Genomic DNA, 24,411 nt, shown 5'->3' with positions numbered 1-24,411 from the left:
CTGCGTACGCCCCTGACGGAGACGCGACATGGACCAAGATTTCGGTATCCTTGTTCTGACCCCCGCGGGTACGGGCGACCCCTCGCTCGCCATCGCGGCGCAGCGGGCAGGGCGGATCGGCGTCTTCAACGCGGAGCTGCCGCTGCCGGAGGGCGCGCTCGAAGCGGGGCTTTCGCGTCTTTCGCAGACGGCCCCAGTGGGCTGGGGCGTCCAGCTGACCGATGCGGGGCTCGCCTCTGATCTTGTCGGTGCGTACCGCGAAGCGGGTCTCGGCACGGTCATTCTTCCGGCTCCGGTCGCCTTTGAGTCCCAGCCCCAAGTCGAGGCGATCCGCGCGGCAGGCCTTCATGTGATGCTCGAGGCCACGACGTGGGATGACCGCCTTTCCGGTCCGTTTGCGGCGGATGGCGTGATTCTCAAAGGCCACGAAGCGAGCGGCTGCGTTGGCGAGGCGACGAGCTTCATCCTTCTGCAGAAAGCCCGCGCTGCGGGGCTGTCGCAGGTCTTCGTTCGCGGCGGTATCGGGCTGCATTCGGCAGGCGCGGTGCGCGCGGGCGGTGCTGCGGGCGTGGTGCTCGACGATCAATGCCTGATGCTGCGGGAGAGCGCGCTGGCCAACCGAGTCGCGCCGATCCTTGCGCGGATGACCGGTGGCGAGACGGTGTTGATCGAAGGTCAGTGCGGCCTGCGCTGGCGCGGTATCGAAGCACCGGGCAGGAATGCCGCCGCAAGCCTTCGCGCGCATATCGCGGGAGCCGTCGCCGAGGCGCAGAACGCACTCGCGGACGGGGCGTTCGGCTGGAACATCACGGGTGGCGATCTTGCGCCGATGGGGCAGGCGGCGGCCTTCGCCCCTGATCTTGCGCGGCGCTATGGCAGCGTCGGACGTCTCTGCGCGGCGCTTGAAAAGCTTTCCGCCGAAGCGGTCGCCCGCGCGGCGGATACCGACATTCTCGGTGCTGGCACGCCGCTCGCAGCGGACCACCGCACCGAGTTTCCGATCGTCCAGGGGCCGATGACACGCGTCTCCGACGTTGCGCCTTTCGCGCAGTCGGTGGCCGAAGGTGGCGCGCTGCCCATGGTGGCGCTGGCACTGATGCGCCCGGCCCAGGCCGATAAGCTTCTGGCGGATGTGGCCGAGCGGCTTCAGGGCAAGAGCTGGGGTGTGGGCCTTCTGGGCTTTGCGCCCTCGCAGCTCGTGAAGGACCAGGTGGAGGTCGCGCTCAAGCATGGACCTTCCTTCGCGCTCATTGCGGGCGGGCGCCCCGATCAGGCGGTCGCGCTCGAGGCCGATGGCATCCCCTCATACCTGCATGTTCCCTCGCCGCGCCTGTTGTCGATGTTCCTTGAACAAGGTGCGCGCCGCTTCGTCTTCGAAGGGCGCGAATGCGGCGGCCATGTGGGTCCGATGTCCTCGTTGGTTCTCTGGGACAACATGGTCCGCACGATTCTCGAAGAGGTGGACGACGCCAAGACCGCTTCCGAGATCTCTGTTCTTTTCGCGGGGGGCATCCACGATGCGGCCTCCGCGGCCATCGTCGGGGCCTTCGCCGCGCCGCTCGCCGCGAAGGGCATCAAGGTCGGCGTGCTGGTCGGCACCGCGTATCTCTTTACCGAAGAAGCGGTGCGGGACGGGGCCATCGCGGACACGTTCCAGAACACGCTTCTTACCTGCACCGAAACCGTGACACTGGAGACCGGCGCAGGCCATGCGAGCCGCGCTGCGCTCACCCCCTTCGCACAGGAATTTGCCGCCAAGCGCCGCGCGCTCGAAGCGCAGGGCGTGGGTGCGGAGGATATGCGCGAAGAGCTAGAGAGCCTCACGCTCGGCCGCCTGCGCATCGCCTCCAAGGCGACCGAGCGGCAAGGGGACGATCTTCTTACCGTGCCGGTCGAGCGGCAGCTTCAGGAAGGCATGTACATGATCGGCCAGGTCGCGCAGCTGCGCGACGCGCTGACCGACATCCGCGGCTTGCACACAGGCATCTGCGAAGACGGCGGCGCGCTTCTGCGCGAGATCGCGGCTCAGGCGGAGAAGCCAGAGGTCACTCCCGCAGACGTGCGGGCGCCCGCGCCGGCCGATATCGCCATTGTCGGCATGTCTGCGCTTCTGCCCGGTGCGCGGAACTTGCGCGAATATTGGGAAAACCTGCTCGACGGGCGTTCCGCGATCTCGGAGATCCCGTCGCATCGCTGGGATTGGCGGATCTACTTCGACCCGGACCAGAACGCGCCCGACAAGATCTATTCCAAATGGGGCGGCTTCCTCGAGGACATGCCCTTCGATCCGATGCGCTACGGCATTCCGCCGCGCGCGGTGAAGGCGCTCGATCCGTTGCAGTTGATGACGCTCGAGGTGGCGCGGCGCTGCCTCGACGATGCGGGGCTGACGGGCGAGGCGGGAATCAAAGGTCCTCGGCTCAAGACGTCCGTTATCCTCGGTGCGTCCGGCGGCGCAGGCGATGTCGGCGCGCAATATGCCGTCAGGTCGGAGATGCCGCGCTTTCTCGGCAAGATCGACGGGGACGCCGCGTCCTATCTGCCCGAATGGACGGAAGACAGCTTCGCCGGAATCCTTCTGAACGTGGCGGCCGGTCGCACCGCGAACCGGCTCGATTTCGGCGGGGTGAATTACACGATCGACGCCGCTTGTGCCTCTTCGCTCGCGGCGGTCTATCAGGGCGTTCTGGAGCTTGAGACCGGGCGCTCCGACATGGTGCTCGCGGGCGGGATCGACACGGTCCAGGGCCCGTTCGGCTATCTGTGCTTCTCCAAGACACGCGCACTCAGCCCACGCGGGCGTTGCGCGTCCTTCGAAGCTGACGCGGACGGGATCGTTATCTCCGAAGGCCTTGCGATGATCGCGATGAAGCGGCTTGCCGATGCAGAGCGTGACGGCGACCGCATCTATTCGGTCATCAAGGGCGTCGGCGGCTCGTCGGACGGGAAGGCCAAGTCGATGACCGCGCCGCATCCCGACGGGCAGATCCGCGCCCTGCGCCGGGCCTACGAAATGGCCGGCTACGGCCCCGAAACGGTGGGTCTGTTCGAGGCGCACGGCACCGGCACCGTCGTCGGCGACACCGCCGAGATGGAGACCGTGACGCGACTGCTGACCGAGGCCGGGGCCGCACCGCGTTCCGCCGCGATCGGATCGGTGAAAACGCAGATCGGTCACACCAAGGCGGCGGCGGGGATCTCGGGGCTCATCAAGGCCTCGCTCTCGCTTCATCATTCGGTGCTGCCGCCGCATGGCCGCCAGGGTGCGCCCAATGCGAAGCTGACCGACGAGAGTCTTCCGCTCTATCTCGTGGACCGTCCGCGCCCTTGGCTCGATAACGGGGAGCCGCGTCGCGCGGGTGTTTCCGCCTTCGGCTTCGGTGGCACCAATTTCCACGTGACGCTTGAGGAGCATGACGCCAAGCGCGCGATCCCTGCGCTCATGCCGCCCGCGCGGTCGCGCTGGCCGCATGAGCTGTTGGTCTGGCGCGGCGCATCCGCAAAGGCCGTGGCATCACAGATCCGCACGCAGCTCGACCGGCTTGGACAAGGCTGGACGCCGGAGCTTGCCGATCTTGCGCTGAGCCTCTGGGAGGCCGCCCCGAAGAAAGGGCTGACCGCGACGCTCGTGATCTCGGACGCGGCGGATCTGTCCGCACGGCTTGTCGCGCTTCTCAAGGCGCTTGAAGATGGCGGCCCGCTACCCGCCGGCGCAAGCTGGAGCGACAGCCCGCACCTTGCGAGCGGGGGTAAGCTCGCGCTCATCTTCCCGGGGCAGGGTAGCCAATATCCCGACATGTTCGCCGATCTCGCGATGATGCTGCCCGAAATGGCAGCGAGCCTCGCCGCCGCCGATGCTGCACTGGGCGAGCCGTTGAGCCGCGCGATCCTGCCCGAGGCCGCCTACGATGCAGAGGCGCGCCAAGAGGCAGCCAAAACGCTCACGCGGACCGACATGGCGCAGCCCGCCCTCGGCGCGGTCGAGGCCGGTCTCTGGGACGTCTTCCGCAACCTCGGCCTCGCGCCCGATATGGCCGCGGGCCACAGCTACGGTGAGTTTGTCGCGCTTCACGCTGCCGGCGCAATCGCGCGGGACGATCTTTTCCGCGTCTCCCGCGCCCGCGGCCGCTTCATGGTCGAGGCAGGGGACGGGGCAGACCTTGGCACGATGGCGGCCGTCCGCGCCCCGCGCGAGCGGATCGAGGCGTTGATCGCCGGCATGGACGACATCTGTGTCGCCAATCACAACGCACCGGAACAGAGCATCCTGTCCGGCACCCGCGCCGCCATCGAAGCGGCGGGCGCGAAAGCAGAGACCGAGGGGCTCTCCTTCCGGGTCCTGCCGGTCGGCGCGGCGTTTCATTCGCCGATTGTCGCCCCGGCGGAAAAGCGTCTCGCCGGGTTCCTCAACAAGATGCCGGTCGCGGCACCGGCTTTCCCGGTCTACGCCAACACGACGGCCGAGCCTTACGAGGCCGACGCAAAGGCCGTGCGCCGCACGCTCGCGCGCCAGCTTGCCCGCCCGGTGGAATTCATGAGCGAAGTGCAGGCGATGCACCGCGACGGTGCGCGCGTCTTCCTGAGCCTCGGGCCCAAGGGCAGTCATGCGGGCATGGTCCGCCAGTGCCTTCAGGGCGAAGACGTGCTCGCGATTTCGGTCGATGATGAAGAGGGCGGTCTTGCAGGCTTCCTCGGCGCGCTTGGGCAGCTTCTGTCGCAAGGCGCGACGCTCGATCTCGCGCGGCTCTTCTCGGGACGCGGGGCGCAGAGCATCGCGCTCAAGGGCCCGGTCGAACGCATCGAGGAGCCAGGCCGCAATATCTGGATGCTGAACGGATCGGGCGCGCGCCCCGCAGGCAGCCCGCCGCTGCCCGTCCTCACGCTCGAGGACATCGAGGCGCGCGGGGCGAAACCCGCGACCGATCCGTCGCGTCCTGCACACCTACCCGCCACGGCCACCATCACGGAGGTCGTATCCCGTGGACCGCGAAAGGAGACCCGCATGGACCAGAGCCCACAGGACCTGTCTCGGAGCGAGGCGGTCTATCCAGAAACCTACTATGACACCCCGAGCGAGGCGATCATGGCCGGCTTCCAGGCCACGATGGCATGCTTCCTCGAAACCCAGGAGCGCGTGATGCTGGCGAGCCTTGGAGCACAGGCTCCGGCGGCGCGCAGCGCGCGTCCGGTGCCGCGTTTCGCGCCGACATCGCGCCCGGCGATGCAGCGTCCGGCGATTGCCGCGCAGGCTGCTGCACCGGCGCCGGTCGCGCCTGCGCCCGCTCCGGCCGCGCAGCCCGAACCTCAGGCCGCCGCGGCAGCGCCCAAAGCGGATGCGCCCGCTCCGGCACCGCAGCCTGCCGCCGCTCCCGCCGCGTCGTCCGCCGGGCTTGACAAGGCGGGCATGACCGCCCTCCTGCTGGAGATCGTGGAGGACCGGACGGGCTATCCCTCCGACATGCTGGGCCTCGATCAGGGCATCGAAGCCGACCTCGGCATCGACTCGATCAAACGGCTCGAGATCGTCGGCGCGCTGGTCAAGGCACTGCCAGAGGGGCAGGCGAAAGCTGCCGCGCCGATTGGCGAGACGCTGAACGCGCAGAAGACCCTCGGCGCGATCGTCGAGACGCTGGCGACGCATCTTGAAAAGGAAGGGGCGCCGGTCCCTTTTGATCCTGCCGGGGCGGAGAATGCGGACCATGTCGACATGGCCCGACCGCCCCGGTTCGTTTTCGAGGCGGAGGCCCAGCCGGGCCCCGTCACAGGGCCTCTGCCGAAGGGGGTCTATCTGCTGACCGAAGACAGTCGCGGCGTGGCGAAGCGTCTTGCAGAGCGCATCGCCGCGGCGGGCGGCACGCCCGAGATCGTGCCAGCGGAAGTGCCCGCGCAAACCGGCACGCCGCTCGCAGGTCTCGTGCATCTTGCAGCGCTCGACGCGATTCCCGTTCCGCTGGATGCCGGGGTTGAGGCGTGGCGTGCGGCCCTGGCCGCGTCGGAGAAGAGCGCCTATGCGCTCGCCCGCGATCATGCGGACAGCCTCAAGACCGCCCGCGTTCTTTTCGCCTCCGCGCTTGGCGGCATGTTCGGGCGGGACGGCACGGCCGGCCTGACGCTTGCGGGTGGGTCTACGGGCCTTGCGAAATCACTGCGCGAGGAATGGCCCGAGGCCCGGACCCGCGCGGTCGATCTCGATCCCGGGCTCGATGCCGACAAGATGGCGGACATCCTCTTCGCCGAGCTCTCCGCGCATGAGGGCCGGATCGAGGTCGGCTATCCGGGTGGCACGCGCACCATCTTCCGCAGCGTGGCGCGCGAGGTCACGGAGCTTGCACCGCGCGATCTGCCTCAAGGCGCGCTGATCCTTGCGACCGGCGGTGCGCGCGGCATCACGGCAGAAATTCTCCGTCCTTTCGCCCGCGCCGGTGCGCGGCTCGTGCTGGTGGGCCGCTCCGATCTGCCGGGCGATGAGCCCGCTGACCTTGCGGCGATCCGCGATGCCGGTGCTCTTCGCAAGCATCTCGCCGCCGAGGCGAAGGCGCAGGGCGAGGCGGTCACGCCGGTCCTCATCGAACGTCGCCTCGGCGCGATCCAGCGGGATCGCGAGATCCGCGCGAACCTGGCCGATCTTGCCGCGCTCGGCGCAGCCGAGGTCAGCTATCGCGCCTGCGACATGGCCGACCCGGACGCGGTGCGCGCCTTGCTGAGCGATATCGGCCCGGTTCACGGCGTCATTCATGGCGCGGGCGTGATCGAGGACAAGCTGATCCAGGACAAAACGCCCGAGAGCTGGGACCGCGTGGTCGAGACCAAGGTCATGGGCGCGCTGGCGCTTGCAGCGGGGCTCGACGCCGCGCCACCGGTTTTCTTCGCGCTCTTTGCGTCGGTCGCGGGGCGCTACGGCAATTCGGGCCAGACCGATTATGCCACCGCGAATGAAGTGTTGAACCGCATCGCCTGCGCGCTCGATCATCGCTGGGCGAACAGCCGTGCCGTCGCGATCAACTGGGGGCCGTGGGACGCGACGAAGTTCGGCGCGGGCATGGTTTCGGACGCGGTGCGCGCGAAATTCGAGGCTCAGGGCGTGACGCTCGTGCCGGCCTCCGGCGGCGCGGAGGCCTTCTTCGACGAGATCCTGCGCGCGCCTCAGGGCGTAGCCGAGGTGACGCTCGGGGCGGGCCCCTGGGAGAAACACGAAAGCGACCGCGCGGGCGGCGAGCCGTTGGCTGCGGCGCCGGTCGCCCCTTCCGCCTTCCCGCTTCTGCCGGACCCGACGCCAGTGCCCGCGCCCAAGGGCGGCACCGCCATCGCGCGGCATTTGAGCGTCGCCTCCGATCCCTGGCTCGATGCACATCGGATCGGCGGCACGGCGGTCCTGCCTCTGGCTTGCGCCGCCGAGATCTGCGCCGAAGCCGCCGCCGCGATCTGGCCCGATTGGCGCGTTGCGGGCCTTTCGGATCTGCGCGCGCTGAACGGGCTCCGGCTCGACGACGACGGCGGGCGCGATCTTCTGGTCGTGGGCAATTCGGCGGAACATGGCGATCCGACAGGTTTTTCGGCCCGCGTCGATCTGAAAGCGGCCGAGCCTCCCCATCGCGGCCATTACCGCGCCTCGGCGCTTCTGCGTCCCAAGACCGACGCGGCAATGCTCGACGGGATCGAGGATCTGGCACTCGAGGTGTTGATGACGCGGCCTGCTGCCTCGCCGGTCTCTGCCCGCGCGGCCTATCGCGACATGCTGTTCCACGGCTCGGAATACCAGCGCGTGAAAGACCTGACCGGCCTCGATGAGAGTGGCGTCTCCGCCCGCATCGCGCCAAGCCCGGCCGGTGCCTTCGGTGCGGGCCCGGGTTGGACGGTCGATCCGGGCCTCCTCGATGCCGTGGCGCAGCTTGCCTGGGTCTGGTCTGTCGTGACGCGCGATGCGCCTGCGCTGCCGAATGCCATCGGCCGGCTCGTTCCGCTCAGCGGCGGAGAGCCCGCGCGCATGGTTCTCAAGATGCGGACTGATGACGCCGCGCCGCAGGTCCTGTTCGACGCTGTCGTTGTCGATGCGGACGACCGGCCGGTTTTCGTCTGCGAAGCCTTTGAGTGCACATCCGATGCGGGGCTTGCGCGCTTTGCGGGCTTCAAGGGTGAGATCCTGTCCGACGTGACCGGTGCGCCGCGCGCCGAGGCAGCGGAATGAGCCGGGCAGGGACAGGGCAGGGCGATATCGCCATTGTCGGAATGGCCGGCATGTTTCCGGGCGCGGGCGATATCCATCGTTTCTGGGCCAATATCTGCGCCAAGCTCGATTTCGTCGGAGAGCCGCCGCCAGAATGGGAAGCCGAGCGCTATCTGAGCGCCGAAGGCCCGACCCATATTCCAACCGCGCGCGGCGGCTATCTTGGTGAGAATTTCGCCGCCGATCCCGTCGATCTCGGCGTGATGCCATCCTCGGTCGATGGCAGCGAGCCGGACCAGTTCGTCGCCCTCCGGGTGGCGCAGGCCGCTCTCGCCGATGCGCGGCAGGCGGAGATCAATTCCGAGCGCACCGGCGTCATCATCGGCCATTCGACCTACCTGCATCGCGGCAACGCGGCGGTGGTGCAGCACGGCGTCGTCCTTGACCAGACGCGGGAGATCCTCGCGCAGCTCATGCCTTGGGCCGATCCCGCGACGCTCGACCGCGTGCGGGAGGAAATGGCCAAGCGCCTGCCGCCCTTCAACGCCGATATCGCGCCGGGCCTCGTGCCGAACGTGATGTCGGGCCGGATCGCCAACCGGCTCAACCTCAACGGGCCGAACTACATTCTCGACGCCGCTTGCTCCTCGTCGATCCTCGCGGTCAATTCCGCGATGCTCGAGCTGCGCGCGGGCCGGTCGGACATGATGCTCGCGGGCGGGGTGAACGCCTCGATCCCGGCCGAGGTCTACATGGTGTTCAACCAGCTCGGCGCGCTTTCGGGCAAGGGGCATGTGCGCCCGTTCTCCGAAGGCGGCGATGGCACGCTTCTGGGCGAGGGGCTGGGGCTTCTGGCGCTCAAGCGGCGCGAAGATGCGGAAGCGGCGGGTGACAGGATCTACGCGATCCTCAAGGGCGCGGGCCAGTCGAGCGACGGCAAGGGCTCGGGCCTTCTGGCGCCGCGGCTTGAAGGCGAGCGCCTCGCGATCGAGCGGGCAATCGCGGATGCGGGCACAGCCGAGACGCCGCCGGGCCTCATCGAGGCGCACGGCACGGGCATTCCGCTTGGTGATCGCACCGAGATCGGCGCGCTGAGCCATGTTTTCGGAGGGCGCTCTGCCTCGGGCTTGCCGACGACGGCGATCGGGTCGGTGAAATCTATGATCGGGCATTGCATCCCGGCGGCCGGTGCCGCGGGGCTCATCAAGTCTGCGCTCGCGCTCTATCACAAGACGCTGCCGCCGACACTCTGCGACAAGGTGCGGGGCGGGATCGGGATCGAGGAGACGCCGATCTACGTCAACACCGAGACGCGGCCCTGGATCAGCGCGCCCGATGTCCCGCGCCGGGCAGCGGTGAACGCGTTCGGCTTCGGAGGTGTCAATTCGCACGCGGTTCTGGAAGAGGCGCGGACGGAGGCTGACGATCCGGCGCGCCGCCACGGCGCAACGCCCGCCAACTGGGCGGAAGAGCTTGTGGTGCTCGCCGCTGCCTCAGCGCCAGAGCTTGCCACCGCCGCGCGCCATCTCGGCCAGCGGATCGCGGTGCGGGATGATGCCTCGCTTGCGGAGATCGCGCGTTTCGCTGCCGAGACGGTGGGGTCCGGCGACAACCGCCTCGCCATCGTGGCCGAGAGCCGGACCGACCTCGAGGACAAGCTCGCCAAAGCGGCCGAGCGGCTGGAGGCGGGCAAGACGAGTTTCCGCATCAAGTCGGGCATCATCGCGTCCGACACGCCGGTCGGGGGCAAGATGGCCTTCGTCTTTCCGGGCGAAGGCGCGCAATACCAGGGCATGCTCGGCGAGGTGCTCACCGCCTTCCCCGAGGCGCGCGCATGGTTCGATTTCTGGGATGGGCTGTTTCCATCGCGCGAGACACCACCGTCTGCGTCCGTTTTCCCGCCGCCGACGACCCTTTCGCCCGAGCTCTCGCAGCTCCTCGCGGACAAGCTTTTCGGTCTCGAGTTTGGCTCGGAGTCGATGTTCATCGCCGCGCAGGCGCTTATGGCCGTGATGGGACGGGTGGGCCTTACGCCCGATCTGGTCCTCGGCCATTCTTCGGGAGAGAACTCGGCGCTCGCGGCTGCAGGCGTCTTCGGAAAGACGGAGACGGCCGAGGATCGCGCCGCTTTCGCGACGCGTATTCGTGCGCTGAACGGGCTTTACCAAGAGATCGAGGCATCGGGCGGTGTCGGCTCGGGCGCGCTTCTGACGGTGGGCGGCGTGCCTCGCGCGCGGATCCTCGAGATCGTCGAGGCGGACCGCGACGTGCATCTCGCGCTCGACAATTGTGAACACCAGGCGGTGCTGTTCGGCAGCCGCGCCCGTATGGAAGCCATTGCCGAAGAGTTGCGCCCCGAAGGCGGCATGACCGCGTTTCTGCCCTTCGACCGACCCTACCACACGCCGCTGTTTCAGGATGTCGCCGACAAGGTCGAGACTGTCTACCGCGCGATGGATTTCGCATCGCCGACCCTGCCGGTTTATTCCTGTGCGAGCGCCGCGCCGATGCCGGAAGAGCCGGATGCGCTGCGTGCGCTCGCCGCACATCAATGGGCGGCGCGGGTGCGGTTCACCGAAACGGTCGAGCGGCTCTACGAAGATGGCGTTCGTCTTTTCGTCGAGATCGGGCCGTCCTCCAACCTCACCGGCTTCGTCGAGGACACGCTGAAGGGGCGCGATACGACGGCGATCGCGCTCGACTCGCGGCGGCGCGGTGGACTCGGGCATCTCTTGCAGGCGTTGGGGCGGATCTTCTGCGCGGGACGCGAGATCGATATTGCCGGGCTCTTTGCCGGGCGCGATCTGGTGCGCGAGGATATCGAGGCGGATCCGCCGAAGCGCCGCCCGCAGCGGATCGACAACACGCTCGCAATTGTCCGTTTGCCCAAAGATGTCGCCGCCGAGCTTGCAACCGCGCTTGCCACGGATGCCGGCACGGTCGCGCCAATGTCCGAGCAACGCGCAGATACGGTCCAGCGGGCCAATCCTGCTCCGGTCCCGCATTCAGAACCCCAGTCCGAAACCACCGCAGAGCGCGCCGATCCTGCAATGGCCGCCGGTCTCATGCAGGGGCATTTCGACCTGATGCAGCGCTTCCTCGAAACGGCGGGTAGCGTCGCGGAGGCCGCGATGGGTGGGCGCGCAACCGGGTCCGAGACCGAGCCCGGCGACTGGCAGCCACCGCTGCTGCACCGCGTCGATATGAGCGACACGCATCTGCGCGCCGAGAGCGATTTCGACCCGCTCGGCGACCCGTTTATCGCTCATCATACCTTCTACGCCGACCACGTTTCGGACAGCGATCCTGACTTGCAGGCGCTGCCGGTCCTGCCGCTCGCCGTAAGCCTCGAGATGGTGCTGGAAGCCGCCGCCTGCCTGACGGGAACGGTCGCAACACGGCTTGAAAATGTTCGCGCCCGCGACTGGGTCGCCTTCGACGATGGCCCGGCAACGCTGACCACCGAAGCTGAGCTGCGCGGCTCCCGTGTCCATGTGCGGCTCCTTCGCGAAAGCGCGCTTCTGTTCGAGGCCGAGGCGGTGATGGATGCGGACGACCTGCCGCCCCCATTGCCTGGGCTCGCCGCGCCGCAGCCGCCGGTTTGGTCCGACGAGGCGCTTTACACGACCGGCATGTTCCACGGGCCGCTCTTTCAAGGTGTCGCAACGCTCGATGCCTGGGACGCGGGCGGGCTCGATGCCGTTCTGAAGGACATGCCGTTGCAGGACTTCTTCGCCAATGGCGAGGCTCCCGAAGGGCTGCTCATCAATCCCGCGCTGCTCGACCAGGTGGGCCACGTGACGGCCTTCTGGATCGCGCAGGGATGGGGCACGGATTTCAGCTCCTTTCCCTCCGGCATCGCGCGGATCGACCTGCCCGATGCGCGGGGTGAGGCGGTCGCGGGCGCGCGGATGTCCGGGCGGCTCGGCTTTCGCGACGCGGACGATGCGCCGACACATGAGCCGCAAGCCGCGCGCTTCCTCGAAGGCGACTTCGACTGTATCGCCGCCGACGGCACGCGGCTTCTATCCGTCAGGGGCTGGCGCGACCGGTTCTTCGATGTGCCCCACAGCTTCTACGAGGCGCGCTACCGTCCGCGCGATGCGTGGTACGGTCAGGATGCGACCGCACTCTTCCCCTCCGCGCCGGAGGGTGTGCGCGTCTGGTCCGTCCCGGCATTTCCGCGCGGGTTTCTTGACGATGCGGGCGGGATCTGGACGCGGGTTCTGGCGGCGACGATCCTTTCTGATGCCGAACGCGCCCATTTCGCGACGCTCACCGGAAAGCGGCGGCGCGACTGGCTGATGGGACGGATCGCGCTCAAGGAAGCGGCGCGCGCCTGGATCGTGGCGGCGCATGGCGCATTGCTTCTGCCCGCCGATATCGAGATCGCCTCGGATGCCGAGGGGCGGCCCTACATCCTGCCCGAAAGACCCAACTGGCTTGGTGTGCCGGGCGAGATGCCGGAGGTCACGCTATCCCATGCGGGCGGCGCGGCGCTGGCGGCAGTGGGGCCGACGGGCGCGCGTATCGGCGTCGACATGGAAACGGCAGAGGGCGTCGCCGCCGATCTTTTGGCCGAGGGCGCGTTCTCGAGCGACGAGCTCGGCTGTCTCGGTGTGATCGATCCCGCCGGGCCCGAAGCAGCCGCGCGGCTTCTGTCGGGATGGTGCGCCAAGGAAGCGGTTGCCAAGATGCTCGGCGAGGGATTGACCGGCCGACCGCGCTCCTTCGTCCTCTCGCGGATAACCGAGGCGCGCGACGCGGCGGAAGTCGTCACGCCGTCAGGAGAGCCAGTCTCTATCCGTCTCGCCGCCAAGGACCGCATGATCATGGCACTTGCCATAGGCTGAGTTGAGCTCGCCAGTACCCATGACGGCAACGTCGATAGACAGCCATGCGCGGCGTTGCTAACCCTTCGAAGATCGCAGCCTGGAGCAAAGATGCCACGTCCGGTCCTGACTTTCCTGAGCCTCCTCCTTGTCGCGACGAGCCTTGCCGTGCCCGCGCTCGCGCAATCGGATACGCCGATCCGCGACGCGCTGCGAGAGCGGTTCAAGGACCGGATAGAGGAGCGCCGCGCCGAGCGCCGGCCGGCCGCGCCGCAGGCCAGCGGATTGCAGCAGATCGCCCTCACTCACCAGGGCGTGCAACGAACCTATTACGTCGATCCCGCCACGATGCGGCAAGGTGCGCCGGTCGTCTTCATGTTTCACGGCGGTGCGGGCGAGGGAGCGGGCATCGCCTCGACAACCCGGTTCGCGGCATATGCCCGGCAGAACGGGTTCGGCGTGGTGTTCCCCAATTCCGCCGACAAGCAGTGGAATGATGGCCGCCCGACCACGGCTTCGAATATTGACGATGTCGGCTTTGTCCGCGCCGTCGCCTCGGATTTGCGCGCGCGCTACGGTGTCGATACCGGGCGGCTCTTCGCGGCCGGCATTTCCAATGGGGGCATGTTCACGCAGCGGCTCGCCTGCGAGGCGTCAGATCTCTTTCGCGCCTACGGCGTCGTCGTCGCGAATATGCCGACCTCTCTGATCGACAGATGCCGTCCGACCGCGCGCAAGCCGATGATTTTCTTCAATGGCACCGATGACCGGCTCATGCCCTTCGGCGGCGGCGAGGTCGCGGCGATCAAGATCCTCGGGGTCGGGGCCGGCGGGTCCGTGGTTTCCCAGGCGCAGACGGAATCCTTCTGGACGCAGGTCAATGGCTGTGGCGGCGGCCGCACGGAGGCTCTTGCCGACCGGGTGCAGGACGGCACGCGCGTCGTGCGGGAAAGCTTCGATTGTGCGGGTGCTGTCGACCTTGAATTCTACGTCGTCGAAGGCGGCGGACATAACTGGCCGGGCTCCACGCCGACGGGCTCGCGGCTTGCCGGTAATGTCAGCCAGGAAGTCGACGCGACCCAGCGGATCGTGGCCTTCTTCCAGCGCTACGGTTTGTGACGGGGATGAGCCGGCCGAAACCCATTCTGGTCGTCGGCGCGCCCGGCGCGTCCATAGGCACCATCGCGGCGGCGCTGGGCCGTAACCCCGAAGCCTTCGACCTTCCGTTCCTCAATATCGAGACGGAGGACACGCTTTACGATGCGGTCTTCGAGATGACGGGCTTCCGAGCGGCTCAGTTGCACGGACTGTTGCGCGCGCTCGGCCTTCTGCTTGGGGGCGAGCAGAGCATGCTCTCCGTCGAGATGGCCCGCCGCTGGCTCATGGAGCGGCTCTTCTGGCCGACCTCGATGGCCGCTGATTTCTTCCGGGACCGGCTCGCGCCGCGCCGCGCGGTGATCCCGCTGGGCGCTGGGCTTTTCGATACGCAGTCGCGCGCCCGGATCGCCGCCTTCTACCCGGATGCGGAGATCGTGACGGTGCGCAAGCATCCCGCCAGCTATCGCGAACTCATCATGTCGCGCGGTGACGGGGCGGTGGCGACCCTGCTCGGGGCAAGCGGCGGCGCGATCGAAGGTCAGAAGAAGAGCCCCGATCCGGTCAAGCTCTGGTCGATGGCCGAAGAGGCAACCGCGGCATTGGCCGAACTTCTGCCGGATGCGCCGCGCCACGCGGTGCGGATCGAGGATGTCGCCGCGGCGCCCGAGACCGGGATGGGCAGGCTTGCCCGCGCTTTGGGCCTGACGACCGACGCGGCGGCCTGCGCGGCTATGGCGAGGCCCGAAGCCTCGCCCTTTGCGGGTCCGGGCCCATACGGGGCGCATGCGCCGAGCGACATCCAGCCCTTCTCCGAGATCGTGGAGACGCAACCCGCGCCACCGGTCGCCTTGCCGAAAGCGGCGCGGGCCGTGGGCTACATTTAGGCCAGTTTCAGGACAGAGAAGCCTGTTGAGGCCGTAGCGAGTTCCGTGCGCGCGCCGCCCGCCATACGGTCGATGAGGCGCATGAGGGGCGTGTGCCGCTCGGTCCCGATCCAGAGGCCCGCCTCGGTCGAAATCATCGCGCGGATCCCGGTCTCCGTGACCTCGCCCGCGCCTTCGTCGAGAACGGGTTCCCAGCTTTCGCCATCCAGGCTGCGCCAGAGCTGGAAGCCGCCTTGCAAGGGCACACCCTCGCCCGCATGGATCGCCGCGTAGGGGGCCCAGTTCTGCGTGCCGGCATAAAGCGCGCCGTCATGTTCAACGAGAGCCGAGATCGCCGCGTTGAACGGATCGTCGAACCCCGGCCCTTGCGCTGAGAGCGGCACCTTGAGGCCGTCGGGCGAGATGCGCGTCGTGCCGACCACGACGTCCCAGGTTCCATCCGCCGCGATCCGCAAAAGCTCCGGCGCGGCTTCGGCCACGTCTATATTGCGCGCCGCGCCCAGTCCCGGAATGCCGGTGCCGATATAAAGATGGTCTCCGAAGGCGCAGAGCGAGGCTGCCATCATGTTCTGCGCGAACCGGAACGCGCCGGCCTCGAGTACTTGCGTCCAGTCATGCGGCAGGCTCTCGCCGCCTTCCGTGCGCCAGAGCGCGAAGCCTTTCCGCGCGCAGGCCGTCGCAGCATAGAGATGCCCGTGCGCTGCGCGGAGCGCGACGATCTCGCCGGGCAGGTCGGTGCCGAAACCGGGGCGCGAGGCTTGCTGCCAACTCTCGGGATCGGCTGGATCGTCTGATGCGTAAAGACGCGCCGTACGCGGCGCAGCCGCCTCGTCGATCTCGGCGGTGATCTCTCCCCGAGGCGCGGCGTAGATACGTCCTTGAAAAGACTGAAGCGCGCCCGTCGCGATGTCGCCTTCAGCAAAGGGCGGCGCGGAAATGTCCTCGAAAGCGCCTCCTGGCCCGGATCGCAAGAGCCCCGGACCAAACAGCGACGCCGTCCCTGCATAAAGCCGTGTTCGGCCGTCGCCTTTGCCCTCGAACGGGGCAAAGCACGTGATGCCGAAAGCTTCGGCCAATGTCTCTGGAGCGCCGGTGGCGTCTGCCAGCGGGCGTGGCGCTGCGGTATAGCAAGGCGTCCAAGAGGCGCCGTCCGGCAAGTGTCGGAAGATCCGCGCGGCGTCTTCGGCCGTGCTCGCGCGCGGAGCAGATGCTCCGAGATAAACCGCGCCATCGAACAGGGCGAAGGCTTGCGCGACGGCGCTCGACGAATGACCAAGCCCGTTCTTGGCCAGGACCTCCGGAGCCTTGAGATGATCTTTCGCCATATCGCTCATCCGTAGCCGAATTGCCGCGCGAGCTTCATTGTCTCAGGCGCGATATGGGACCCGTCGCTGCGCCAGGTGATCGGCGTGTCGAGCGGCGGTGCCTTGACCTTCTTGATCCGCTCACGGTCGAGCGCGGGATTCTTGAGGTAGTTCGGATCGTTGCCGAACTTCGCCGAGGGCGGGCCGAGGCAGGCGAAGGGCGAGGTCTCCGGGTGCATCATCGCCTCGATGGCCTCGGGGCTGCTATCGATGCCGAGCCAGTCGCAGATCTGCGCGAGGTAGCCTTCGGGATCGCTCAGCAGCAGTTCCGCCTTCACGCGCAGGCATTGGCCCGGTTCGAGTTCGGCGGTGAAGGCTTCGATATTCTCGTGACAGGCGCGCCACTGGTTCTCGGGATCTCGCGCGGGCCGACCGGGTGCCGCCTCGCCGCCGCCGACCGCGCCACCAGCGAACATTGTCTCGCGGAGGGACATGAGCGATGTGCCGGTGGTTACCGGATGCCGTGTAAGGTGCAGGTAACTCGCGCGCGGAAAGATGCGGTGACGGCGGCGCATATGCTCCACGTTCATCACCGTCATCGGGCTTTTCTCCAGAAGGATGCGGTCGCCGACCTGCTCCTGGATGTGCTGGAAGACACGGTCGACGGTCCAATGGGCGCGCTTCATCATCCAGGAGCGGGCGCGCACCACGGCGTCTTCGGTCTGCTCGCCCTCGTGCAGCTCGGCCAGAAGCCTGAGGATGCCGGCTATCAAGGGTGCGATCGGACCTTTCAGCGTGGCCATCACGCCGCCCAGAGTTTCGGTATGGGCCAGGTTCAGCTCCGGCAGACCGTAGATCTGCGGATGCTGACCGATCATCCCGCCGATCAGCGAGGTGTAGGACCGCGGCGGCGCGATTATGAACAGGGGTTCGGGCATCGACCTCGTCGCTTCGGATGGCGCAGGGTTCTCCACCAAGACTAAGACCCAGCCTGCCCGAAGATGCAACGGCGGGATTGCTCGAAGCTCAGGCCTTGTCGCGTTCCTGCACGGATGAGACGCGATCCATCGCCTCGAGCTCATCCTCGAGCAAGCCGAGAACGGAACGCAGGATCTCTATCCGGTAGGTGATGTCGCGGCGCCGCGCCTCGAGCTGTTCGGGATCGTCCGAAACCTCGACCGACATCTGCGCGAAATCCAGGAAGGTCGGCGTCGTCACGAATTCCTGCACGTGACGCAGCCTTTCCTGCTTTTCCTTCTGTGCGCGCAGCACATCGGAAAATTCGGCGGTCACGTCGCGATCGGCGTCCTTTGACGGCTTGTCCGACATCGGGTCTTCCATTTCTGAGGCACGTTCGGGCTATAGTGCGACAGCTTACTGTGCAAGCGGTGGTTTGCCTTGCGAGGGCAGTAGGCCTCTGCTACCCGATTAATTGTGCAATTGCAGTATTTCATGTTTTGAATTTCCAGCCCGGAGCGATCCCCCGTGTCTCAGCGCGTCCTGATGATCGGCCTTGACGGGGCCACCTTCACCCTTCTCAAGCCATTGTCCGAGCAGGGTGTTCTACCCTTCCTCACGAGCCTGATCCGGAACGGGACCGTGGCGCACCTGATGTCGACGCGGAACCCGCTGACGCCGCCGGCCTGGACGTCCATGACCACGGGCGTCAGCCCTGAAACGCATGGGATCTACGACTTCCTTCGCCCGGCCTTCCTCGAGGACGGCAACGTCTTCCTCAAGATCAATGACGGCAGGGACAACCACGCCGAGTCTGTCTTCTCGATGGCCAATCGCGGCGGCAAGCGGGCCACCGCGCTCAATTTCTTCGGCTACTATCCCGCGCCGCAGATCGACGGCTATATCGCGTCGGGTTTCGTGCCCTGGAAGCACCTTCGCGGCGGCATCCATCCGCCAGCCTTCTTCGAAGAGCTGAAGGCGTCGGACGATTTCGACTATCGCGACCTCGGCATGGATATCGGCGAGGAGAAGAAGGTCGTGCAGGGCCTCGCCCCCGACGAGCATGAAGAATGGATCGAGCTGCAGAACGTCCGCGACAAGGCCTGGACGGACGTCATGTGCCGCCTGCTCAAGGAAGATCCGACCGAGCTTGCCGCGATCGTGCTCGACGGGCCGGATAAAGTGCAGCACCTCTTCTACCGCTACATGGACCCGGACGTCTATTCGGGCGAGCCCGGCGAAGAGACCGACAAGATCACGCGTCTCGTCACAGATTTTTACGCGCGGATGGACGAGAACATCCGCCGCATGGTCGAGGCGGCGGGCGAGGATGTGAACGTGATCATCACCTCGGATCACGGGTTCGGGCCGACTGACGAGATCGTCTATATCAACCAGTGGCTCGCGGATAAGGGCTACTTGCACTGGCGCGATGGCGGCTACGGCGAGGGCGAGGCGAAGCTCGCCGCCGACAAGCTCAAGGATCATCAGGCGATGATCGACTGGAAGCGCACGCGCGCCTTCTGCCCCACACCGTCCTCGAATGCGATCTTCATCAAGCCCGATCCCGGCGATGGCACCGGCGTGACCGAGGATCAGTACATGGATGTCGCGCTGAAGCTGCGCGAGGAGCTTCTGGCCTGGACCGACAAGGACGGCAAGCCCGTGCTCGCCGGGCTCGACATGAACAAGATGCGCGGCCGCCCCTTCGTGGAGCCGTGCCCGGACATCACGCTCAAGCTGCGCGATGGTGGGTTCGTGTCGATCATCTCTTCGGACGAGGCGGTTAAGCCGCGCGATCTCGCGGATGGCACGCACCGGCCCGAGGGCATCTTCATCGGTCACGGCCCCGCCTTCCGGCAGGACGAGCAGGTCGATGCGCTGAACCTTCTCGACATCACGCCGCTGATGCTGACGCTGCTCGGCCTGCCCGTGCCCAAGAACCTCGAGGGCCGGGTGCCGGTCGAGGCGCTGGTGCCGGGCATCACGGCGACCAAGGCGGGAACGACGAAAAGCGCCGCCGCCACGAGCGACGCAGATCGTCCCGAACCCACGAAGGAAGAGCGCGAGGCGCTCCTGAGACAGATGAAAAAGCTCGGCTACATGGACTGACGCGGGGGATGCCATGCCGGAACTGGTCCGCCCCGATGTCACGCTGAACTACCAGCTTGTCGGCCCGCCTCTCGAGGACGGGCAGACGCCGGTGGTGCTTATCCACGGCCTCGGCGCGAACCTTGCCTTCTGGTATCTCGGTGCGGTGCGGCATCTCGGCCGCGAGATGCCGATGCTTCTGCCCGATCTGCGCGGCCACGGCGGCAGCTCCACGCCGGAGACGGGCTACGGGCTCGAGGCGCTCGCGCGGGATGTGCTGGCGCTGATGGACGAGACCGGGCTGAGCCGGGTGCATCTCGTCGGGCACAGTCACGGCGCGCGGGTGGCGCTTGTCGTCGCGATGATGGCGCCCGATCGCGTGGCGAGCCTGACGGTCGCGGACACTCAGGTCGGAACGCTCCAGCCACCCATGCGGCTTTGCGACTGGGCACATTGGCCGGTCTGGCGCAAACAGCTCGAAGAGCAGGGGGTCGAGACCTTCCCGCCCGACGATGCGGAGATCGACTTTCGATTGTTGTCGGATCTTGGTGCGCTGGGACAGGCGGCACTGGCGACCGGCGGCGTCTCGGCGCGCGTGGAGGGCCGGGCAGCGGGCCGGCCTCGCAAACGCGCCGGGATCAACCTGCGCTCGCGGCAGATGGGTGCGCGGGGCGCGGAAAAGTGGCGGGGCTTGCTCGAGCGGACCAGCGCGCGGCAAGAGATGGACGACGAGGCGCCGCTCGCGCCCGAAAAGCTCGCTGCCCTCGAGATGCCGCTCCTGCTGGTCTACGGCGCACAAAGCCATTGCCTGCCGACCTCGGAGGCGCTGATGGAGCTTGTGCCCGGCGCGCGCCGCATCGTCGTGCCCGGTGCGGGGCATTTCTTCCCCATAGTCAAACCGCGCCTCTTCGCGCTGGCCTTGCGTGCCTTCATCGCCGGGGTCGACCGTCCCGGCGCGGCTGCAGAGCGGCGAACCCGTGCGCGGACGCATCAGCGACCTATCCTGCGCGCGGCCCTGCGGCGGAGGCGTTCGCAATGACCGATAGGCAGATCGCCCTCGTCACCGGCGCGACAAGCGGGATTGGCTGGGCCGTGGCGCTGGAGCTTGCGCGGCGCGGCTGGCAGGTTGTCGGTGTGGGGCGCGCGCAGGACCGCCTTGCGGCGCTGGCCGAAGCGCTTGATGGCGCCGGGCAAGGGCTCGGCCATGTCACGCAGGCAGCGGATGTATCGAAACCCGGCGACATGGACCGCATTGCGGCGCTCATGCGCGAGATCGGTCAAGTCGATCTGCTGATTGCCTCCGCCGTCTACGGGCGTGAAAGCGCGGACAGCCTGCCGCCTCGCACGCATGATCTGAGCCTTGCCGAATGGCAGAAATCCATCGACGTCAACCTGCACGGAGTCGTTCTTGCCGATCATGCCGTGCTGCCGCTGATGCGCGAGGCGGGCTTCGGTGACATCGTGCATATCGGGTCTTCCATCACACCGCACGGGATGAAGGGCCAGGCGCTTGCCCCGGCCTATTGCGCGACGAAATTCGCTCTTGCCGCGCTCGGCCGCGAGATGGCGCGCGAACTCGAGGATGAGGGCATCCTCGTCCGCACGATCTTTCCGGGCACGGTCGAGACGCCCCTCATCGAGGGCACGGCCCTCGCCGGACCGTTCGGCGGCACGATGTCGCCCGAGAGTTTCGCCGTCGCGCTCGTCGGGCTCATCGAGCTCGGTCTCGAGATGGCCCTGCCCGACCCGCACCTTCTGCCGATGCCGCGCGCCCGCGCAGCCCAGACCTGATGACCGAGGAGATCCCGCAATGAGTGACAGCCTCAGCGGCAAGACAGCCATCGTGACCGGAGCCGCAGGCGGCATCGGCCGCGCCACTGCGCTGAAATTCGCGGAGGAGGGCGCGCGCGTCGTTCTGGTGGACCTCAGCGCAGAGGCCCTCGCGCCCGTCGCCGAAGAGATCGGCGCGGCGGCCACGGTCTGCGCCGCCGACATCACCTCGGAAGACGACATGGCGCGGATGGCCGACACCGCGATGGCCCTTGATGGACGGATCGACATCCTCGTCGCCTCCGCTGGCATCCTGCGCGTCGGGGGAACGCTGAAGCCCGTAGCCGACACGACCTTCGAAGAATGGCGGAAGGTCATCGACGTGAATCTCACCGGCACCTTCCTGTCGAACCGCGCCGTGCTGAAGCCGATGTTGGCGCAGAAGGAAGGCGATATCGTCAACATCTCCTCCGTCACCGGCAAGCAGGGACGCGCTTTCGACGGGCCTTATGCGAGTTCTAAATTCGGGATTGTCGGGCTTTCCGAAAGCCTCGCCGAAGAGGTGCAGCGCGACGGCGTTCGGGTGCAGACGGTGCTGCCCGATGCGGTCGATACCAATATCTGGGACCAGTCAGGAACCGCCGCGCTCAAGCCGCGCGCGATGCTCACCCCCGGACAGGTTGCCGAGTTCGTGCACTACCTCGTGACGTTGCCGCGTGATGCGTTCCTCTATAATTCGGTCATTGCTCCCGTTCCCTTGCGCAAGCGACGCGGAAAGACGAAGGCCGAATGACCGCACAAAGCGCCGCGCCTCGCCCCGATCCGTTCCCGACAAAGGGACTGCACGAGCGCGATTTCACGCGGGTCGGCGTCGGCGGGCTCGGCGACGGGCACAACAACTACGCGCATTCGATGGCGTGGTTCAAAGGCAAGCTCTACCTCGGCACGACGCGGTCCAACATGTGCATGCTGCGCCTGCAATCCTCCTACGCGACGATGCCGCTGCAGGTCTGGCCGGTGGAATGCCCCGATACGATGGACGGGCTTTACCAACTCGACCGGCGCTCTCAGATCTGGGCCTTCGATCCCGCCGATGGAAGCTGGGAGATGGTCTTCCGCGCGCCGCTCGTCGAAGGTGCGGACGGCAAGCCCGTCCCGCGTGAAATCGGCTACCGCTCGATGCTGGTCTATCAGGGGCCGGGTGATGACGAGCCCGCGCTCTATATCGCCGCCTGGGCGCCAGGCCGTGCGCCGGGCGGGCTGATCCTGCGCTCGCGCGATGGCAAAAGCTTCGAGCCGGTCACCAAATACGGGATCATCGACCCGCCCTTCTCTGTGACGCGCAGCCTGATCGAGTTTCGCGGGCGCATGCATTTCGCGCCCACCGCCCGGCGCGGCACCGATGGCGGGCAGCAGAACTCCACCGGCCTGCCGCAGATCTTTGCCTCCGACACGCCCGAGGCGGGGGATTGGCAACCGGTCAACGATCCCGGGTTCGGCGGCGCAGGCAATCTGGGCATCTTCAGCCTCGCTGTGGCGAACGACACGCTTTACGCAGGCACGCTCAACCTCGAAGGACTGCAGATCTGGGCCACGGATGGATCGCCCGCCGATCCCGCGCAGGGTCCGTTTCCCTATAAATGGCGGCAAGTGGTGGATAAGGGCGCCGGACGCGGACCGCTCAATCAGGCGGTCGCCTGCATGACCGCGTTCAACGGCGCGCTGTATGTCGGCACTGGCATCCAAGGCGGCGGCAATGACCGGGTGAACGGCGTCGGTCCGGCGGCGGCGGAGGTGCTGCGCGTCAATGCCGACGATACCTGCGACGTGATCGTCGGCGATCGTGACGATGACGGGCGCGCGCCGCTCTCGGGGCTGAAGGCGGGATTCGGGCATTTCTTCAACGGCTACATGTGGGCGATGGGTGTGCATGACGGCTGGCTCTATTGCGGCAGCTACGACTGGTCGGTCACCCTGCGCTGGGCGCGCTACGATCAGGCGCCGCGCATGGTGCAGAGCCTGATGGACCGGCTTGACCCCGAAACGATCATCGCGGCCGAGGGCGGAGCCGACCTCTGGCGCACCGCCGATGGCGAGAACTGGATGCCGGTCACGCGGACGGGGTTCGGCAATGCCTATAACTGGGGCATCCGCAACCTCGTCTCGACGCCGGCCGGGCTGTTCACCGGGACTGCGAACGTCTTCGGTCCGCGGGTTGCGGTGCCGGGAGACGGAGAGTGGCGCTACGAGGACAACCCTGAAGGCGGGCTCGAGGTCTGGCTGGGCCGGAATGGCGCGGCTCGGGTTTAGGCACAGACGCGCCCGGCCCGAGCTCGAAACGCTGTCGGTCGCCACGCCGCACGGCTCTAGAAAGGTCGTGCTTCCGGCACATCCGGTGCGGGCAGAGCCGCGCCGCGCCCTGGTCCTCGGCTTTCACGGCGGACACGGATCGGCTGTCAGCTTCGCGGGTCGCTCGGGACTGGCCTTGGCTATGCATTCCGAGGGCCACGACATCGCCTTTCCGCAAGCCGTGCCCCACTGGGCGGATGGGCGGCAGCGGCTCGAGGCGGGCTGGCCCGCGGATCGGGACTTTATCGAGACGCTGATCGCTCGTCAGCGCGCGGCGCTCGGACCCGGCCCCATGCCGATGGCGATGATCGGGGTCTCAAACGGCGGCATGTTCGCGATGCGCCTCGCGCTGGAACTGCCCGAGCCGCCGGCGCTGAGCGTGGCCGTCGTGGCGGCGCTGCCCGAAGCGCTGGCCCTGCGCGCCGAATCGGGGCCTCCGGCGGCCATGCTTCTTGTGCAGGCGACCAAGGATCCGGTGATTCCCTGGGCAGGCGGCGAAGTGCCGCAGGTGGCCGGTTTCTCCGTTGGAGGGCGGCTTCTCGGTGCCGAGGACACGCTGGCGTTCTGGAAGCGGCGCAATCGCGTTGCCGGAGCGCCGCGCGAAAAGCGGGTCCGCTTCGGAGGGACGCGGGCTCAGCTCAGCTTCTGGCCGGCAACGCCAGTCGGGGCGGACCTGTGGCGGATCGTGCTCGATGGCGCCGGACATCGCCAGCTCGACGCCAACCCATTGAAACTCAACCGAGGATCGCTCGAGGCGTTCATCGGCCGCACCGTGGCCTCCTACGTGTCAAGCTCGGACAGCATGGGCGGACAGGCGGCGGAAAAGCGCGACGGCCCGTCCGAATAGCGCCCACCTACAAGTCCCGGTCCAGCGCAAAGCCGCTGTTGCATCGCTACCGCGTCCGGCAAGGGGCGCGTTCCGCCCCGCTTGTTCGGTTTCTGCAATGCGGCTAACCCAACGT

Annotated in this window: 13 protein-coding genes; 10 read left to right on the top strand and 3 right to left on the bottom strand. The window is 67.5% G+C overall.

Annotated features, from left to right (window positions below; all coding sequences use genetic code 11):
- Nucleotides 1–28: 28 nt before the first annotated feature.
- The 4 genes from FIU91_RS15260 (at nt 29) to FIU91_RS15245 (ending at nt 14,978) form a co-directional block, all read left to right on the top strand.
- Complete coding sequence (locus FIU91_RS15260; protein ID WP_152463127.1) at nt 29–8,185, top strand: type I polyketide synthase; 8,157 nt, start codon at nt 29–31, stop codon at nt 8,183–8,185.
- Nucleotides 8,182–13,017: a type I polyketide synthase gene (locus tag FIU91_RS15255; RefSeq protein ID WP_152463126.1), complete on the top strand. Its 4,836-nt coding sequence runs from the start codon at nt 8,182–8,184 to the stop codon at nt 13,015–13,017. The genes FIU91_RS15260 and FIU91_RS15255 overlap by 4 nt, the downstream gene beginning before the upstream one ends.
- A 90-nt stretch (nt 13,018–13,107) precedes the next feature.
- A complete protein-coding gene (locus FIU91_RS15250) occupies nt 13,108–14,115 on the top strand; it encodes a PHB depolymerase family esterase (RefSeq protein WP_152463125.1) in 1,008 nt (335 codons plus the stop codon).
- A 5-nt stretch (nt 14,116–14,120) separates the two neighbouring features.
- On the top strand, nt 14,121–14,978 hold the full coding sequence (locus FIU91_RS15245; protein ID WP_152463124.1) for a hypothetical protein: 858 nt from the start codon (nt 14,121–14,123) through the stop codon (nt 14,976–14,978).
- Here FIU91_RS15245 and FIU91_RS15240 read toward each other — a convergent pair.
- From FIU91_RS15240 to FIU91_RS15230, 3 genes are all read right to left on the bottom strand, one after another.
- Complete coding sequence (locus FIU91_RS15240; RefSeq protein ID WP_152463123.1) at nt 14,975–16,303, bottom strand: hypothetical protein; 1,329 nt, start codon at nt 16,301–16,303, stop codon at nt 14,975–14,977. The two genes, FIU91_RS15245 and FIU91_RS15240, sit on opposite strands and share 4 nt — an antisense overlap.
- 5 nt (nt 16,304–16,308) lie before the next feature.
- A complete protein-coding gene (locus tag FIU91_RS15235) occupies nt 16,309–17,220 on the bottom strand; it encodes a sulfotransferase (protein ID WP_172975027.1) in 912 nt (303 codons plus the stop codon).
- An 88-nt stretch (nt 17,221–17,308) separates the two neighbouring features.
- On the bottom strand, nt 17,309–17,611 hold the full coding sequence (locus FIU91_RS15230; RefSeq protein ID WP_152463121.1) for a hypothetical protein: 303 nt from the start codon (nt 17,609–17,611) through the stop codon (nt 17,309–17,311).
- Between the two features lie 156 nt (nt 17,612–17,767).
- Between FIU91_RS15230 and FIU91_RS15225 the strand changes: the two genes are divergently transcribed.
- From FIU91_RS15225 to FIU91_RS15200, 6 genes are read left to right on the top strand one after another with little or no spacing between them, the layout of a single operon-like run.
- Nucleotides 17,768–19,351, top strand: a complete 1,584-nt coding sequence (locus FIU91_RS15225) for an alkaline phosphatase family protein (protein WP_152463120.1) — start codon at nt 17,768–17,770, stop codon at nt 19,349–19,351.
- A gap of 13 nt (nt 19,352–19,364) precedes the next feature.
- A complete protein-coding gene (locus FIU91_RS15220) occupies nt 19,365–20,369 on the top strand; it encodes an alpha/beta fold hydrolase (RefSeq protein ID WP_152463119.1) in 1,005 nt (334 codons plus the stop codon).
- Nucleotides 20,366–21,121: an SDR family oxidoreductase gene (locus FIU91_RS15215; protein WP_152463118.1), complete on the top strand. Its 756-nt coding sequence runs from the start codon at nt 20,366–20,368 to the stop codon at nt 21,119–21,121. Before FIU91_RS15220 ends, FIU91_RS15215 begins: the two co-directional genes overlap by 4 nt.
- 19 nt (nt 21,122–21,140) lie before the next feature.
- Nucleotides 21,141–21,893: an SDR family oxidoreductase gene (locus FIU91_RS15210; RefSeq protein WP_152463117.1), complete on the top strand. Its 753-nt coding sequence runs from the start codon at nt 21,141–21,143 to the stop codon at nt 21,891–21,893.
- Nucleotides 21,890–23,410 carry a hypothetical protein gene (locus FIU91_RS15205; RefSeq protein WP_152463116.1) on the top strand — a complete coding sequence of 507 codons (1,521 nt, stop codon included), beginning with the start codon at nt 21,890–21,892 and terminating at the stop codon, nt 23,408–23,410. Before FIU91_RS15210 ends, FIU91_RS15205 begins: the two co-directional genes overlap by 4 nt.
- The gene (locus tag FIU91_RS15200) at nt 23,391–24,296 is read left to right on the top strand and encodes a hypothetical protein (protein ID WP_152463115.1); all 906 of its coding nucleotides are present in this window, start codon (nt 23,391–23,393) and stop codon (nt 24,294–24,296) included. The genes FIU91_RS15205 and FIU91_RS15200 overlap by 20 nt, the downstream gene beginning before the upstream one ends.
- The last annotated feature ends 115 nt before the right edge of the window (nt 24,297–24,411 follow it).

The organism is Roseivivax sp. THAF30, from assembly GCF_009363575.1.
Taxonomy (GTDB): domain Bacteria; phylum Pseudomonadota; class Alphaproteobacteria; order Rhodobacterales; family Rhodobacteraceae; genus Roseivivax; species Roseivivax halotolerans.
This window is presented reverse-complemented; position numbering and strand designations above follow the sequence as displayed.